The sequence below is a fragment of the Williamsia sp. SKLECPSW1 genome (genome assembly GCF_054332755.1).
The window spans coordinates 375,986-389,681 of record NZ_JBTGLI010000002.1; the positions used below are offsets into that span (position 1 = coordinate 375,986).

The window sequence follows — 13,696 nt, forward strand, 5'->3', positions numbered from 1 at the left end:
CGCCTCGCTCCCTCTCGCCCGTCGTGCGGGCACACGATCGTCCCCGGCGCGGTGCGCGCGGGTCAGACGATCCGAAATGTCCTGTCGGTGGTGGTCAGCAGTTCTGCGTCGCCCTCGCGGACGACCAGGGTGTCCTCGATACGCACCCCGCCTCGGCCGGGGAGGTACACACCGGGCTCGACGGTCACTGCAGCACCGCAGGGCAGTGTACCCGTGGCGCTCGCACCGATCGACGGCGCTTCGTGGATCTGGAGGCCCACGCCGTGGCCGAGACCGTGCACGTAGTTGTCGCCGTACCCCGCGTCGGCGATGAGCGTGCGCGCCGCGGCGTCCACCACCGACGCCTGCGCGTCGGGTGCGAGCGCGTCACGACCGGCCTTCTGCGCGGTCGCCACCAACTCGTAGATCTCGTGCTGCCAGTCGGCCGCCCGCTCCAGGACGAAGGTCCGCGTCATGTCCGAGTGGTACCCGCCGACCACCGACCCGAAGTCGATCTTCACGAAGTCGCCCGAGGAGAGGACGGCGTCGGTGGGGCGGTGATGCGGGATCGCCGAGTTGGCGCCCGTGGCGACGATCGTCTCGAACGCGATGTCGTCGGCCCCGGCGGCGTACATCCCGAACTCCAGGGCGCGGGCCACCTCACGCTCGGTGCGGCCCGGCACCAACACACCGTCGTCGACGAGGGCTGCCAGTGCGGTGTCACCGATGAGGCACGCCTCGCGCAGCAGCGCGATCTCCCCCTCGTCCTTGACCGATCGCAACTCCTCCACGACGCGGCCCGCCGCGACCAGACGGGTCCCGGACGTCTCGGCGAGATCGACCAGGGCGCGCCAGGCGGTCACCGTCAGCGCGTGCTCCTCGACCGCGACCGCCGGTGCGTTGTCGGCGACCCGCGTCAGCAGGGCGGATGCGCAGGCCCGGTCGATCACCGCCGGCAGGTCGGGGACCTGGTCGCCCACCTGCGTGATGTAACGCCCGTCGGTGGCGATCGCGTCGAGCGCGGCCTCGGACCCGACCACCAGTGCGGCGTTCGAGCCGGTGAACCCGGACAGGTAGCGGACGTTGACGAGATCGGAGACGAGGATGGCCTCGGCCCCGACACCCGTCAGCACGGAGCGCAGTCGGTCACGGCGCGCCCGGTGGGTCGCCGTCGGGTCGGTCACGCTCGGGGCGGTCATCGTGGTCACGCTACCGAAGCCGATGCGACGCGAGTGTGTGGTGCGGCACACCGCGGACGCACCGTGGGTTACGCTTCGCGCCATGCTGTCGTGGTTGCTCCGCGGCCTGCCCATGGCGGCCGTCCACATCGTCGCGCGTGTGCTGTTGGGGATGGCCCTGGTGCACAGTCCCCTCCACGGGACGTTGTGGAAGACGATCGCCGTCGCGGTCGTCGTCGTCATCCCGCTGATCTGGGGCGGGATCGACGGGATCGTGGACGCCCGCGCCCACGACGACCCCGACGACTACACCGACCTCACCATGCGGTGGCTCAAGGCGGGCCTGCTCGCCGGCGTCATCTCCGCCGTGATCAGCTGGGGCCTCGCCAACTACGTGTTCAACGGGATGGGCGAGAACGGGTTCTTCATCGAACTGTTCGCCGGCGGTTCGTTCACCGCACTGCTGATCTTCCTGCCCGCCATGGTCGGTGCAGGCGTCGGCCGGTACCTCGCCCGACGTCAGCGGCGTCGCGCACAGGGTGACCAGCCGGAGACGACCCGGCCGAGCCTGCAGAAGCAGGACGCCTGACGGTCGGGTCCGTCCCGCTCTAGAGCAGGATCCCGCTCGAGCCCTGCGCCGCGTGTCCCGCGACCGCGGAGTAGGCGGCCGCCAGGAGCCCCGGATCGGGCCCCTCCAGGCGGCCCGGGTTCGCCAGACCGTCGAGCACGACGAACCGCAGCACCCCGGCGCGGTTCTTCTTGTCGCCGCCCATGGTCGTCAGCAGGTCGCCGAACGCGTCGGGGTCGTAGGTGGTCGGCAAGCCCACCAGCTCACAGATCGTGCGATGCCGGTCGGCGGTGGCGTCGTCGAGACGTCCCGCGAGACGACCGAGTTCGGCGGCGTACACGAGGCCGACCGCGACGGCCGCGCCGTGGCGCCACCGGTACTTCTCGCGTCGCTCGATGGCGTGGCCGAGGGTGTGGCCGTAGTTGAGGATCTCGCGCAGTGACGACTCCTTCAGATCCGCCGCGACGACGTCGGCCTTGACCTGCACCGATCGGCGGATGAGCTCCGGCAGGACCGATCCGGTGGGGTCGGTCGCCGCCGCCGGGTCGGCCTCGATCATGTCGAGGATCTCGGGGTCGGCGATGAACCCGGTCTTGATGACCTCGGCGAGCCCGGCGACGATCTCGTTGGGCGGCACGGTCTCGAGGGTGCCGGTGTCGACGAACACCGCGGCCGGTTCGTGGAACGCGCCGACCAGGTTCTTGCCGGCGTCGGTGTTGATGCCGGTCTTGCCGCCGACGGCGGCGTCGACCATGCCCAAGAGGGTCGTGGGCAGATGGATGACGGGGACGCCGCGCATCCAGGTGGCGGCGACGAAGCCGGCGAGGTCGGTCGCGGCGCCACCGCCGAGACCCACGACGAGGTCACTGCGGGTGATGCCGATGCGGCCGAAGACCTCCCAGCAGAAGGCGGCCACCGACAGGTCCTTGCCGGTCTCCGCGTCGGGGATCTCCACCCGGTGCGCATCCAGCCCGGCGTCGGCCAACGCCGAGCGGACCGCCTCGGCGGTGGGGCCGAGGGTCGGCTGGTACAGGATCGCCACCCGCGATGCCCCGGATGCCGCGTCGACGAGGTCGGTGAGCAACCCGCGACCGATCACCACGTCGTAGGGCGCCGCTGTGGCCACGTGGATACGGACGGGTTCCGGGGTCGACATGTCGGTACTCCCTGCTGTCGTCGAGGTGGGGTGATGGTCTGCGGTGTCGCCGGACGTCGAGCCGAGCATGTCGGCGACGGTGCGGGCGATCTCGGCGGCGGTGCCGGTGGTCGTGTCGACGCGGTGGACGGCGACCGCGCGATAGGTCTCCGCACGCTGTGCATGCAGCGAGCGGTACCGCTCGGCAGGGTCGGGCTCGGCGGAGTCGGGGTCGGTGCGCAGCAGCGGGCGATCCGAGCCGCGGACGCGTGCGTGTCCGACCTCCGGGGTGACGTCGAGATGCACCACCGTGTGACCGACCAAGGCCTCGCGCACCGCGGGTGTGGTGACCGCTCCCCCGCCGAGCGAGACGACGCCGGCGTGGGTGGTGAGGACGTCGGCGACGACCTGCGCCTCCAGCTCCCGGAACGCCTGTTCCCCGTCCTCGGCGAAGACCTGTTCCACGGTCCGTCCACCCCGCCGCACGATCTCGGCATCGGTGTCGACGAACTCCACGCCGAGCAGGTCGGCGAGGGCCATGCCCACCGTCGACTTGCCCGCGCCCATGAACCCGACGAGCACGGCACGCGGACGGACCGGCGGCTGTGGGTCCGACGATGTCTCCGAGGAGGTCACCGGCCCGCGTGCGCGGCCGACTCGGCAGCCAGGATCGCGGTGCGTTCGGCCACCGCCGCTCGGTAGCGAGCCACCGCCTGGGCGGTCTCGCCTGCGGAATCGCCGCCGAACTTGTCCAACGCGGCCTGCGCCAGCACCAACGCGACCATGGCCTCGGCGACCACGCCGGCGGCGGGGACCGCGCACACGTCGGAGCGCTGGTGGATGGCCTGGGCCTGCTCACCGGTCGCCATGTCGACGGTCGACAGCGCCCGCGGGACGGTGGAGATCGGCTTCATCGCCACCCGGACCCGGAGGTCCTCGCCGTTCGTCATGCCGCCCTCCAGTCCGCCGGCGCGGTTCGTCGAGCGGAGCACGCCGTCGCTGCCCGGGACCATCTCGTCGTGGGCGAGGCTGCCGCGTCGACGTGCGGTCGCGAAGCCGTCGCCGACCTCGACACCCTTCATCGCCTGAATCCCCATGAGCGCACCGGCGAGGCGTGCGTCGAGGCGCTGGTCGCCGCTGACGTGCGATCCGAGTCCGATGGGCAGGCCGGTCGCGATGACCTCGACGACGCCGCCGAGGGTGTCCCCGTCGCGCTTGGCCGCCTCGATCTCGGCGATCATGGCCGCCTCCGCCTCCGGTGTGGCCGCTCGCACGGGGCTCGCGTCGATGCGATCGAGATCCTCGGGTCGCGGCGGCGGGGCGTCGACGGCCTCCGAGGCGCCGATGGTCACCACGTGCGACAGGATCTCCACACCGAGGACCTGCTGCAGGAAGTTGCGGGCCACCGTCGCGGCGGCGACGCGGGCGGCCGTCTCGCGCGCGCTCGCCCGTTCCAGGACCGGTCGGGCGTCGTCGAAGCCGTACTTCAGCATCCCGGCGTAGTCGGCGTGGCCGGGGCGGGGCCGGGTGAGCGGCGCGTTGCGGGCGACGCCCTCCAGTTCGGCGGGGTCGACGGGATCGGCGGCCATCACCGTCTCCCACTTTGGCCATTCGGTGTTCGCGATCTGGATGGCGACCGGGCCGCCCTGCGTCCGGCCGTGGCGCACACCGCCGAGCAGCGTGACGGCGTCGGCCTCGAACTTCATCCGCGCACCGCGCCCGTACCCGAGGCGACGCCGCGCGAGCTGTGCGGCGACGTCGTCCGAGGTCACCGACACGTCGGCGACCATCCCCTCCACGAGGGCGACCAGAGCGGGTCCGTGTGATTCTCCTGCGGTGATCCAGCGCAACACGCGCCCATCCTCCCACGCCGGTGACGGCGCTCCCGCATCGCTGGGCTCTCCCCGAACACCGTGCGGTGTCACAGGACCACCACGAGTACGGCCGCCGCCAAGGCCGGGCCGTGCGCGACGGTGGTCGGGCCGCCGCGTGCCGCCGCCACCGCCGCGGCGACCAGCGTGAGCACGGACGCGAGCAGCACCACGACCACGGCCCGTAGGACGTCGCCGGCCAGCGCGCCGACGATCACGGCGAGCTTGAGGTCCCCCGCCCCGCACCCGCCCGTGAGTGTCGCGACGACGTACGGGACCGCGGTCACGCCGACGGCTGCGGCCGCGGTCGGATGCGTCGGGGCCATCGCGGCCACCGCGAGCACGCCGGGGACGGTCAGGGAGTTCGGCAGACGACGGTCACGCAGATCGTGCCCGACGAGCACCAGGAGCCATGTGAGGATCGGCGCTGCGACGACGAGCGGGGTCTGCACACCGCGATCCTCGTCGGACCGCATGTCCGGTCCGGGCCGTCCCACGGCCGTCGGACGGCCCGCGTGTGCACACGACCGGACCTGGGGACAGGTGGGTCTACAGACCGATCGCCGCGGCCATCGCCTCGCGGGGAGCCGGGCGACCCGTGAACGCCTCCACCTGGGCGAACGCCTGGTGCAGCAACATGACCAGACCCCCGGCGACCGCCCCGCCCCCGGCGACCACGGCCTCGGCGAGAGGCGTGGGCCACGGTGCGTAGATGGCGTCGACGAGGCGGACGGTCCCCGCGACCGCGTCGGCGAGGGCCGCCGCCGCAGACGCCGGGACGGTGCTGACCACCGCCGCGGCGTCCGCACAGCGAGACCGCAGGTCGGCGGTGTCGCGGAACGGGAGGACGGTCACCCCGACACCGAGGTCGTCGGCGAGGGCGGTCAGGTCGCCGGCGCGTGCCGCGTCGCGGACCACCACCGCGACATCGCGGGTGCCTGCGGCGTGCAGCGCGGCGAGGGCGGGACGGGCGGTCCCGCCGGCGCCGAGGAGGACGGCGGATGCGCCGGTGAGGTCGTGCGCCCCGAGCCGACCCAGTGCGCCGGTGACTCCGTCGATGTCGGTGCAGTCGGCGTGCCAGTCCGCGCCGGTCCGGACCAGGGTGTTGGCGGACCCGACGCGGCGAGCGCGGACGGTGACGGTGGTCGCGAACCGCAGCGCGGCCGTCTTGGCGGGCATCGTCACCGACAACCCGACCCACGACTCGTCGAGGCCACCGACGAGGCCCGGCAGCGCATCCTCGGTGCAGTCGACGCGATCGTAGGTCCAGTCGTCGAGCCCCAGCGCGCGATAGGCGGCCAGGTGCAGGTCCGGTGACCGGGAGTGATCGACGGGGTGGCCGAGCACCGCCGCGCGACGACCACGCGACGCGACGGCCGGGTCGGTCACCGACACCCGACCGACAGCACCTTGTTGTCGCAGGCTCGTTGCCGGTTCCGCAGGTGCTGCTGGTAGTCGTCGGTGAAGACGGTGGTCCCCTGCGCGTCGACGGCGACGAAGTACAGCCAGTTGCCGGCAGGAGGGTCGACGGTCGGTGGGATGACGTTCTCGCCGACCGAGCCGATCGGGGTCGCCGGCAGTCCGGTGACCCGATAGGTGTTCCACTTCGTGTCCGCGGTGTAGGCGTCCCCGGACACGTCGATGTTCACCACCGCCGCGGTGTAGTTGGCGGTCGAGTCCATCTCGAGCTTCTGGTTCTTCGCCAGACGGTTGACGATGACGCGGGCGACCTTGCCGTAGTCGTCGGGATCGGCCACCTCCTTCTCGACCACCGACGCGGCGACCAGCGTGTCGTAGGGGTCGAGTCCGTTGGTGCCCGTTCGGGTGAGGCCCCACCGCTCGAAGTAACCCGCACTCGTCGAGATCAGGTAGCGCAGCATGTCGACCGGTGACAGCGACGGGTCGATCGCCTCCCAGGCCACGGGCGCGATCAGACCCTCGATCCGCCGGTGGTCACCGGTCATCTGCTGCACGCGTGCGGTCGCCCACGAGGGCACGCCGAGCTGCTCGGGCGTGGCCGTGGCCGCCGCCTGCGCGAGCTGTTCGGCGGTGACGCCGCGGCGTGTGCCGTCGATGGTGACGGTGGTGGCCTGCGCGACCATGGCGAAGATGCCCGTGGTGGCCGAGCCGTCGGCGGACTGCTTGGTGTCGAGCTGCCGACCCGCGGGGATGACCACCCGGCCCACCCGGTTGTCGTCGCCGTCGAGCATCGACACCGCCGACGCCGCGGAGATGTGGGTGCGCAGTTTGTAGAAGCCGGCGGAGATGGGTTTGTCGCCGGCTGCGTCGGTGAAGGCGCGCACGCTCGCGACGACGCCCTGGTCGGTGAGGATCTGCCCGAACTTGGTGAGCGAGGCGTTGTTCGGGATCTGGACGAGCACGTCGCCGTTCCCGGTGGCGCCGCTGAAGTCGTCGTCGTCCACGAAGAACCCGGTCAGCCGGAGGCCGGCGTAGCCCAGACCGCAGACCAGCACCACCATCACGACGAGCACACCGGCGAGAGCGACACGACGCCGCCGGCGGACGGTGGCCGTCGTGCCCCGACGTCGCGCTCGCCGACCCGACGACGGTCGTCGGGTGCGGCCCTCCCCTGTGTCGCGATCCTCTGCGTCCCGCGTGAGTGCGGGGGTCGGCACCGTCGCGGCGTCGACGTCGGAGAACCCGTCGTCGACGGGGCCGGTGTCGTCGGGCGCACCCCATGTCGGCGTGCGCGTGTCCTCGACCCGCGGATCCCGCGGCGGGGCCGGCGGTGGAGGTGGCGGCGGCGACGGGGGCCGCCGCAGCGGGCGTTCCCAGCCCGGGTCGCGTCCCGCCCCGGTGGGACCGGCAGGACCGCGGGGTGGGATGGCCCGCGGGCGGGCGCGTCGGGGTTCGGTCCACCCGGCCGAGGTGGGGTCGACGGCGGAGCGGCGGGCGTTGCCGGGACCGACCGGGCCCGTCGTGCGCGGGTCCGGTGGCGGCTGGTCGTCGGCCCGTGCACGCCGATGGGGTCGCGGGTGGTGATCGGGATCGGTGGGCAGCCGGAAGAGCCTCTCGGGCGACGAGTCGTCGCCGGCCCGGCGCCGGTGCCGGTTCTCGTCGCTCACCGCGGGGACGTCCCCGGCTCGTCGAGCGCGACGGCCGTGGGCCGCCGCAGGTGGCGGTCCAACCAGGACTGCAGGATCTCCACGGCCGCGGCCTGATCGATGATCGAACGCTGTTGCCGGGACGACCGGCCACCGGCGCGCAAGGCGCGTCCGGCCAGCGCCGTCGTCAAGCGCTCGTCGTGCAGGGTGACCGGGACCGACCCGACGCGACGACGGAGCTGCTCGGCGAAGGCGGTCGCGGTGCGGGCGGCGGGGCCGTGGTCGCCGCGCAACGTGGTCGGCAGTCCGACGATGACCTCGACGGCGTCGTACTCGGCGACGAGGTCGGCGATGCGCGCGAGGTCGCGACCGTCGCCGACACGGGGCACGGTCTCGACCGGTGTCGCCAGCATCCCGTCAGGATCACATGCGGCCACACCGATGCGCACACTCCCGACGTCGACGGCGAGTCGGCGCCCGCGGCGCGGGGGTGCGGCCGGATCGCCGTCGTCGCCGGTCACCCGGCCGCCTGACGGACCCGGGCGAGTGCGGAGTCGATGCCCGCGGGGTCGGTGCCCGACCCCTGGGCGAGATCGGGCTTGCCGCCACCCCGACCGCCGATCGCCGGGGCGACGTCGCCGACGATCGCGCCCGCCGACAGGCCCGCGTCCCGGGCGGCACCGGTCACGGCCACGACGAACGGGACCTTGCCGTCGGTGACGGAGAACAGCGCGACGATCCCCGCCTGCGACCCGAGCCGACCCCGGAGATCGGTCGCCAGCGAACGGAGGTCACCGCCGGAGAGGCCGTCGGCCAGACGGGCGGCCACCACGAGGGTCTCGCCGACACGCTCGGCATCGTCGAGCACCGACGCCGCGGACGCCCGCGCCGCCTCGGCCTTCAGCTTCTCGAGACTCTTCTCCGCGTCCCGGAGGCGGTCGACCAGCGTCGCGACGCGGTCGGGGACCTCCTCACCGGGGACCTTGAGAGTCGACGACACCGCGGACAGCAGGGCGCGTTCGCGCGCGAGGTGACGGTAGGAGTCGAGCCCGACGTAGGCCTCGACGCGGCGGACACCCGACGCCACCGACGACTCGCCGAGCAGCGTCACCGGTCCGACCTGCGCCGACGACCCGACGTGCGTGCCACCGCAGAGTTCCATCGAGAACGGCCCGCCGATCTCGACGACGCGCACCCGATCGCCGTAGTTCTCCCCGAAGAGCGCCATCGCGCCCATCGCCTTGGCGTCGTCGAGTCCGGTCTCGAAGGTGTGCACCGCGTGGTCGGCCTCGACCGCGGAGTTGGTGATGTCCTCGATCTCGCCGCGCTGGGCCTCGGTCATCGGTCCCGAGGAACGGAAGTCGAACCGCAGATACCCGGGGCGGTTGAGCGAACCAGCCTGCGTCGCACCGGAACCCAGCACCTGGCGGAGTGCCGCACCGACGAGGTGGGTGCCGGAGTGGCCCTGCGTCGCACCACGGCGGTGGTTCGGGTCGACCGAGGCCAGCACGACGTCGCCGACGGCGAACTCGCCCGCCTCCACGGTGACGTGGTGGCGGTAGACCGACTTCGCGACCTTCTGTACGTCGGTCACGCGCGCACGGGCTCCGGTCGACGTCGAGATGGTGCCGATGTCGGCGGTCTGACCACCGGACTCGGCGTAGAGCGGGGTCCGGTCGAGGACGATGTCCACCTCGGCACCCACCGTCGCGACGGGCTGGGTGACGTTGTCGGCGACGATGCCGAGAACTGTTGCATCGCTGACCAGTTCGTCGAAGCCGGTGAACTCCGTCGGCCCCCGGTCGAGGAACTCGCGGTACGCCGAGAGGTCGGCGTGGCCGCTCTTGTTCTTCAGTGCATCGGCCTTGGCGCGGTCACGCTGCTCGGCCATGAGGTCGGCGAATCCCTGCTCGTCCACCGACAACCCGGCCTCGGCCGCCATCTCCAGCGTGAGGTCGATGGGGAAGCCATAGGTGTCGTGCAGAGCGAATGCGTCGCTGCCCGCGATGACCGTCCGCCCGGCACCACGGGTGGTGGTGGCCGCGTCCTCGAACTTCTTCGACCCCTCTGCCAATGTGCCCATGAATGCCTGCTCCTCGGCGACCGCGGCGGCGCGGATGTCCGCGGCCTGCTCGGCCAGGACGGGATACGACGGCGTCATGGTCGCGAGGACGGTGTCGACGAAGTCGCCCAACGTGGGCTGCTCGGCGCCGAGCAGACGCGCGGACCGCACGATGCGGCGCAGCAGTCGACGCAGGACGTACCCGCGTCCGTCGTTGGCGGGCCGGACGCCGTCGGAGATGAGCATCACCGCGGTGCGCGCGTGGTCGGCGATGACGCGGAAGCGCACGTCGGCGGCGTGGCCGTCGTCGTCGCCGCCGGCGCCGTAGGTGCGGCCGGTGAGTCGGGCGGCGACGTCGATGACGGGCTTGAGCAGGTCGGTCTCGTAGACGTTGTCGACGCCCTGCAGGATCGTCGCGACCCGCTCGACACCCATGCCGGTGTCGATGTTGGGACGGGGCAGCGGGCCGAGGATCGGGTAGTCGTCCTTGGTGGTGCCCTCACCCCGTTCGTTCTGCATGAACACGAGGTTCCAGATCTCGATGTAGCGGTCCTCGTCGGCCTCGGGGCCACCCTCGACGCCGTAGTCGGGTCCGCGGTCGAAGAAGATCTCCGAGCACGGCCCGCAGGGACCCGGCACGCCCATCGACCAGTAGTTGTCCTTCATCCCCCGGCGCTGGATCCGCTCGGCGGGCACGCCCATCTCGTCACGCCAGATCGCCTCGGCCTCGTCGTCGTCGAGGTAGACCGTCGGCCAGAGCCGTGTGGGGTCGATGCCGTAACCGCCGTCGTCGACGGGATTCGTCAGCAGCGACCACGCGAAGGCGATGGCCTCGCGCTTGAAGTAGTCACCGAACGAGAAGTTGCCCGCCATCTGGAAGAAGGTGTTGTGGCGGGTGGTGATGCCCACCTCCTCGATGTCGAGGGTGCGGACGCACTTCTGGATCGACGTGGCACGCGGTGACGGCGGGGTGCGGTCACCGAGGAAGTACGGCTTGAAGGGCACCATGCCGGCGTTCACGAACAGCAGGTTCGGGTCGTCGAGGACGAGCGAGGCACTGGGGATCTCGGTGTGACCGGCCGCGACGAAATGATCGAGGAATCGCTTCCTGATCTCGTGGGTCTGCACCTGATGTCGTCCTCACTGGTCGGTGGTGCCCGTCGACACCCCGTCCTGGTGACGGCGCGCACGGGCGCGTCGGGCCGCGATCGGGTCCGACAGAGCGAGTCCACCCTACCGGGGGCCGCGTCCGTCCCGACCCTTCGTGTCCCGCACGATCGTTCGCAGACGCTCGACCCGGGCGGCGAGCGCGCGTTCGTTCCCGTGGTCGGTCGGGACGTAGTAGTCGGTGCCGACGAGTTCGTCCGGCGGGTACTGCTGGGGCAGCACCCCGTCGGGGTCGTCGTGCGGGTACCGGTAGCCCTGGGCGTTGCCGAGGGCGGCCGCACCCGCGTAGTGGCCGTCGCGGAGGTGCGGCGGCACCGCCCCCGCCTGGCCGGCCGCGACGTCGGACATGGCGGCACCGATCGCCGAGACGACAGCCCCCGACTTCGGTGCGGTCGCGAGATGGATCGTCGCCTGGGTGAGTGCCAGCCGCGCCTCGGGCATGCCGACCAGCGCGACGACCTGAGCGGCGGCGACCGCGGTCTGCAGCGCGGTCGGGTCGGCCATGCCGATGTCCTCGCTCGCGTGGATCATCAGACGCCGCGCGATGAACCGGGGATCCTCCCCCGCGCTGATCATGCGGGCCAGGTAGTGGACTGCTGCGTCGACGTCGGAGCCACGGATCGACTTGATGAACGCGCTGATGACGTCGTAGTGCTGGTCTCCGTCGCGGTCGTAGCGGACGGCCGCGCGGTCCATCGCCGTCTCCACGTCGGCGAGGCCGACGGTCGGCGGGTCGTCGGACGCCGATCCCTCCGCCTGCCGCCCGTCCTCGACCGCGCCGGCCGCGACCTCCAGGGCGGTCAGTGCACGGCGGGCGTCTCCGCCCGCGAGCGCGACGATGTGGTCGAGCGCGTCGTCGTCGACGCGGACGCGTTCACCGAGGCCCCGGGCGTCGGCGACGGCCCGCAGCAACAGAGTGCGCACCGCGTCGTCGTCGAGAGGGTTGAGCTGCAGCACCAGCGACCGTGACAGCAGGGGCGCGACCACCGAGAACGACGGGTTCTCGGTCGTCGCCGCGACGAGCAGCACGATGCGGTTCTCGACGGCGTCGAGGAGGGCGTCCTGTTGCGTCTTGGAGAACCGGTGGACCTCGTCGATGAAGAGGACGGTCTGCTCGCCGGCGATGAGCGCCCGGCGCGCGGTCTCGATGACGGCCCGCACCTCCTTGACCCCGGCCGACAGTGCCGAGAGGGCGACGAAGCGCCGCCCGGTGGCGGTGGAGATGAGCGAGGCCATCGTGGTCTTACCGGTTCCGGGCGGGCCGTAGAGCAGCACCGATGCCGCGCCGGAGCCCTCGACCAGCCGTCGGAGGGGTGAGCCGGCCGCGAGGAGATGGTCCTGTCCGACGACCTCGTCGAGCGTGGCGGGACGCATCCGCACGGCCAACGGACCGGTCGTCGGCACCGTCGGGGTCGGACTCCCGACGACGGTGGTGGAGCCGTGATCGGTGGGCGGGGCGTCGAACAGACCCTGCTCCCCCGGCTCGCTCACGGGCCCTCCGGTCTCATCGCAGCCAGGCGGCGTCCAGCGCGTCGGCGATCGACGCCGAGCAGTCGGCGACCTCGGGCACGCCGGCACGGTCGGCCGCCTGGGAGAGGTCGTGCCAGCGTCCGACGACGAGGGTCGGGTCGCCGGTCCGCAGGGCGAGGCCCCGCGCGTGGATGTCGTCGCCGAGGTCGATCGGGAGCATCCACAGGGTGGACATCCAGACCCACAGGGTGCGGGCGACGACCAGCTTGCGGTTCAGTTCCCCGTCGTGGCCGAGGGACGGCCAGATCGACTGCACCTCGGACCGCCAGGCGTCGATCATCGCGGTGGTGAGCTCGTCGCGGCGGCCGGCCAGGCCCGGTGCCAGGGCGCTCACACAGGTGAGGGCGGCGTAGGCGATGTCGAGGGAGGCATCGCGGAACCCGCCCCACTCGTAGTCCATGAACTGCACACCGTCGTCGTTGATGAGGATGTTGGGCGGACCGACATCTGAGGGGCTGAACGCCCGGTGTTCCCCGTCGTGGACCAGTTCGGCGCCGCGTCGCAGCACCTCGACGAACTCCGGGGACGCATCGAGGCCGAGATCGTCGGCGAGGACCTCGGGGGCACGGGCGACTCCCGCGTCGAGGTGGACCGCGAGGGACTGCGCCGTGCTGCGTGCGGGTCCGTGGCGGAGCAGCGCGGCGAAGTCCTGTTCGCCGCCGACCGTGGCGGCGTGCATCCGACCGAGCGCCTGCCCCCATGCGCTGACCGCACGGTCCGCGGCGTCGGTGTCGGACCCTGCGAGCAGCTCGGCCATCGACCTGCCGTGGCCGAGGTCGCTGAGCACGATCACCCGGGCTCGGTGGTCGAAGGCGATGAGGTGCGGACCCGGCCGGGACGGTGTCGGCAGCGCGGTCGCGTACTTGTACGACGCGAGCTCGCGGGCGAAGGCGTCACCCGGCTCGTCGGCCGCCCAGACCTTGATCACCAGGGAGCGGTCCATCGTGACCGGGTTGGGCGCGACACGGACGCGGACGACGTCGGTGCGGCCGCTGCCGCCGAGGTCCACGGGATCGGTCAGGCCGACCTGCACCCCGGCACGGGAGCTGAGCACTCGCTCGGCGGCCCGGACGGCCCCGGCGAGGCGGGGTTCGGTGATCACGGTCATCGCCATTCAACCTACCCAACGCGACCGACGCGC

General features: G+C 72.3%; 11 protein-coding genes and 1 pseudogene. 1 reads left to right on the forward strand and 11 read right to left on the reverse strand.

Translation table 11 applies throughout. The features are described 5' to 3' along the window. Window positions 1–62: 62 nt before the first annotated feature. On the reverse strand, window positions 63–1,178 hold the full coding sequence (locus tag ACXVUM_RS17610) for an aminopeptidase P family protein (protein ID WP_458523218.1): 1,116 nt from the start codon (window positions 1,176–1,178) through the stop codon (window positions 63–65). An 82-nt stretch (window positions 1,179–1,260) separates the two neighbouring features. On the opposite strand from ACXVUM_RS17610, the gene ACXVUM_RS17615 reads away from it, so the two are divergent. Beyond that, the gene (locus ACXVUM_RS17615) at window positions 1,261–1,746 is read left to right on the forward strand and encodes a B-4DMT family transporter (RefSeq protein WP_458523219.1); all 486 of its coding nucleotides are present in this window, start codon (window positions 1,261–1,263) and stop codon (window positions 1,744–1,746) included. A 19-nt stretch (window positions 1,747–1,765) separates the two neighbouring features. On the opposite strand, the gene aroB is transcribed toward ACXVUM_RS17615, so the two are convergent. The 10 genes and pseudogenes from aroB to ACXVUM_RS17665 all read right to left on the reverse strand — a co-directional run bounded on the left by aroB (window position 1,766) and on the right by ACXVUM_RS17665 (window position 13,663). Next, the gene (gene aroB, locus ACXVUM_RS17620) at window positions 1,766–2,881 is read right to left on the reverse strand and encodes a 3-dehydroquinate synthase (RefSeq protein WP_458523551.1); all 1,116 of its coding nucleotides are present in this window, start codon (window positions 2,879–2,881) and stop codon (window positions 1,766–1,768) included. A gap of 78 nt (window positions 2,882–2,959) precedes the next feature. After that, window positions 2,960–3,427 (reverse strand): annotated as a pseudogene (locus ACXVUM_RS17625) (shikimate kinase); the annotation flags it as partial. A 65-nt stretch (window positions 3,428–3,492) separates the two neighbouring features. Next, complete coding sequence (gene aroC, locus ACXVUM_RS17630; protein WP_458523220.1) at window positions 3,493–4,713, reverse strand: chorismate synthase; 1,221 nt, start codon at window positions 4,711–4,713, stop codon at window positions 3,493–3,495. Window positions 4,714–4,781: 68 nt separating this feature from the next. Further along, complete coding sequence (locus ACXVUM_RS17635) at window positions 4,782–5,207, reverse strand: A24 family peptidase (RefSeq protein ID WP_458523221.1); 426 nt, start codon at window positions 5,205–5,207, stop codon at window positions 4,782–4,784. Between the two features lie 73 nt (window positions 5,208–5,280). Continuing rightward, window positions 5,281–6,126 carry a shikimate dehydrogenase gene (locus ACXVUM_RS17640; protein ID WP_458523222.1) on the reverse strand — a complete coding sequence of 282 codons (846 nt, stop codon included), beginning with the start codon at window positions 6,124–6,126 and terminating at the stop codon, window positions 5,281–5,283. Continuing rightward, complete coding sequence (locus tag ACXVUM_RS17645; RefSeq protein WP_458523223.1) at window positions 6,117–7,817, reverse strand: endolytic transglycosylase MltG; 1,701 nt, start codon at window positions 7,815–7,817, stop codon at window positions 6,117–6,119. Before ACXVUM_RS17645 ends, ACXVUM_RS17640 begins: the two co-directional genes overlap by 10 nt. Next, window positions 7,814–8,317, reverse strand: coding sequence for a Holliday junction resolvase RuvX (gene ruvX, locus ACXVUM_RS17650; protein WP_458523224.1), 504 nt, complete (start codon window positions 8,315–8,317; stop codon window positions 7,814–7,816). Before ruvX ends, ACXVUM_RS17645 begins: the two co-directional genes overlap by 4 nt. After that, on the reverse strand, window positions 8,314–10,986 hold the full coding sequence (gene alaS, locus ACXVUM_RS17655) for an alanine--tRNA ligase (protein ID WP_458523225.1): 2,673 nt from the start codon (window positions 10,984–10,986) through the stop codon (window positions 8,314–8,316). Before alaS ends, ruvX begins: the two co-directional genes overlap by 4 nt. A 105-nt stretch (window positions 10,987–11,091) precedes the next feature. Further along, window positions 11,092–12,516 (reverse strand): replication-associated recombination protein A, encoded by a 1,425-nt coding sequence (locus tag ACXVUM_RS17660; RefSeq protein ID WP_458523226.1) that lies wholly within the window; start codon window positions 12,514–12,516, stop codon window positions 11,092–11,094. Between the two features lie 13 nt (window positions 12,517–12,529). Next, entirely contained in the window at window positions 12,530–13,663 is a 1,134-nt protein-coding gene (locus ACXVUM_RS17665) for a hypothetical protein (protein WP_458523227.1), read from the reverse strand. Between the last annotated feature and the right edge of the window lie 33 nt (window positions 13,664–13,696).

Coding starts and splice junctions, on each gene's coding strand:
- ACXVUM_RS17610 (WP_458523218.1), bottom strand. CDS start 1,178: ATGACCGCCCCGAGCGTGACCGACCCGACGGCGACCCACCGGGCGCGC.
- ACXVUM_RS17615 (WP_458523219.1), top strand. CDS start 1,261: ATGCTGTCGTGGTTGCTCCGCGGCCTGCCCATGGCGGCCGTCCACATC.
- aroB (WP_458523551.1), bottom strand. CDS start 2,881: ATGTCGACCCCGGAACCCGTCCGTATCCACGTGGCCACAGCGGCGCCC.
- ACXVUM_RS17635 (WP_458523221.1), bottom strand. CDS start 5,207: ATGCGGTCCGACGAGGATCGCGGTGTGCAGACCCCGCTCGTCGTCGCA.
- ACXVUM_RS17665 (WP_458523227.1), bottom strand. CDS start 13,663: ATGACCGTGATCACCGAACCCCGCCTCGCCGGGGCCGTCCGGGCCGCC.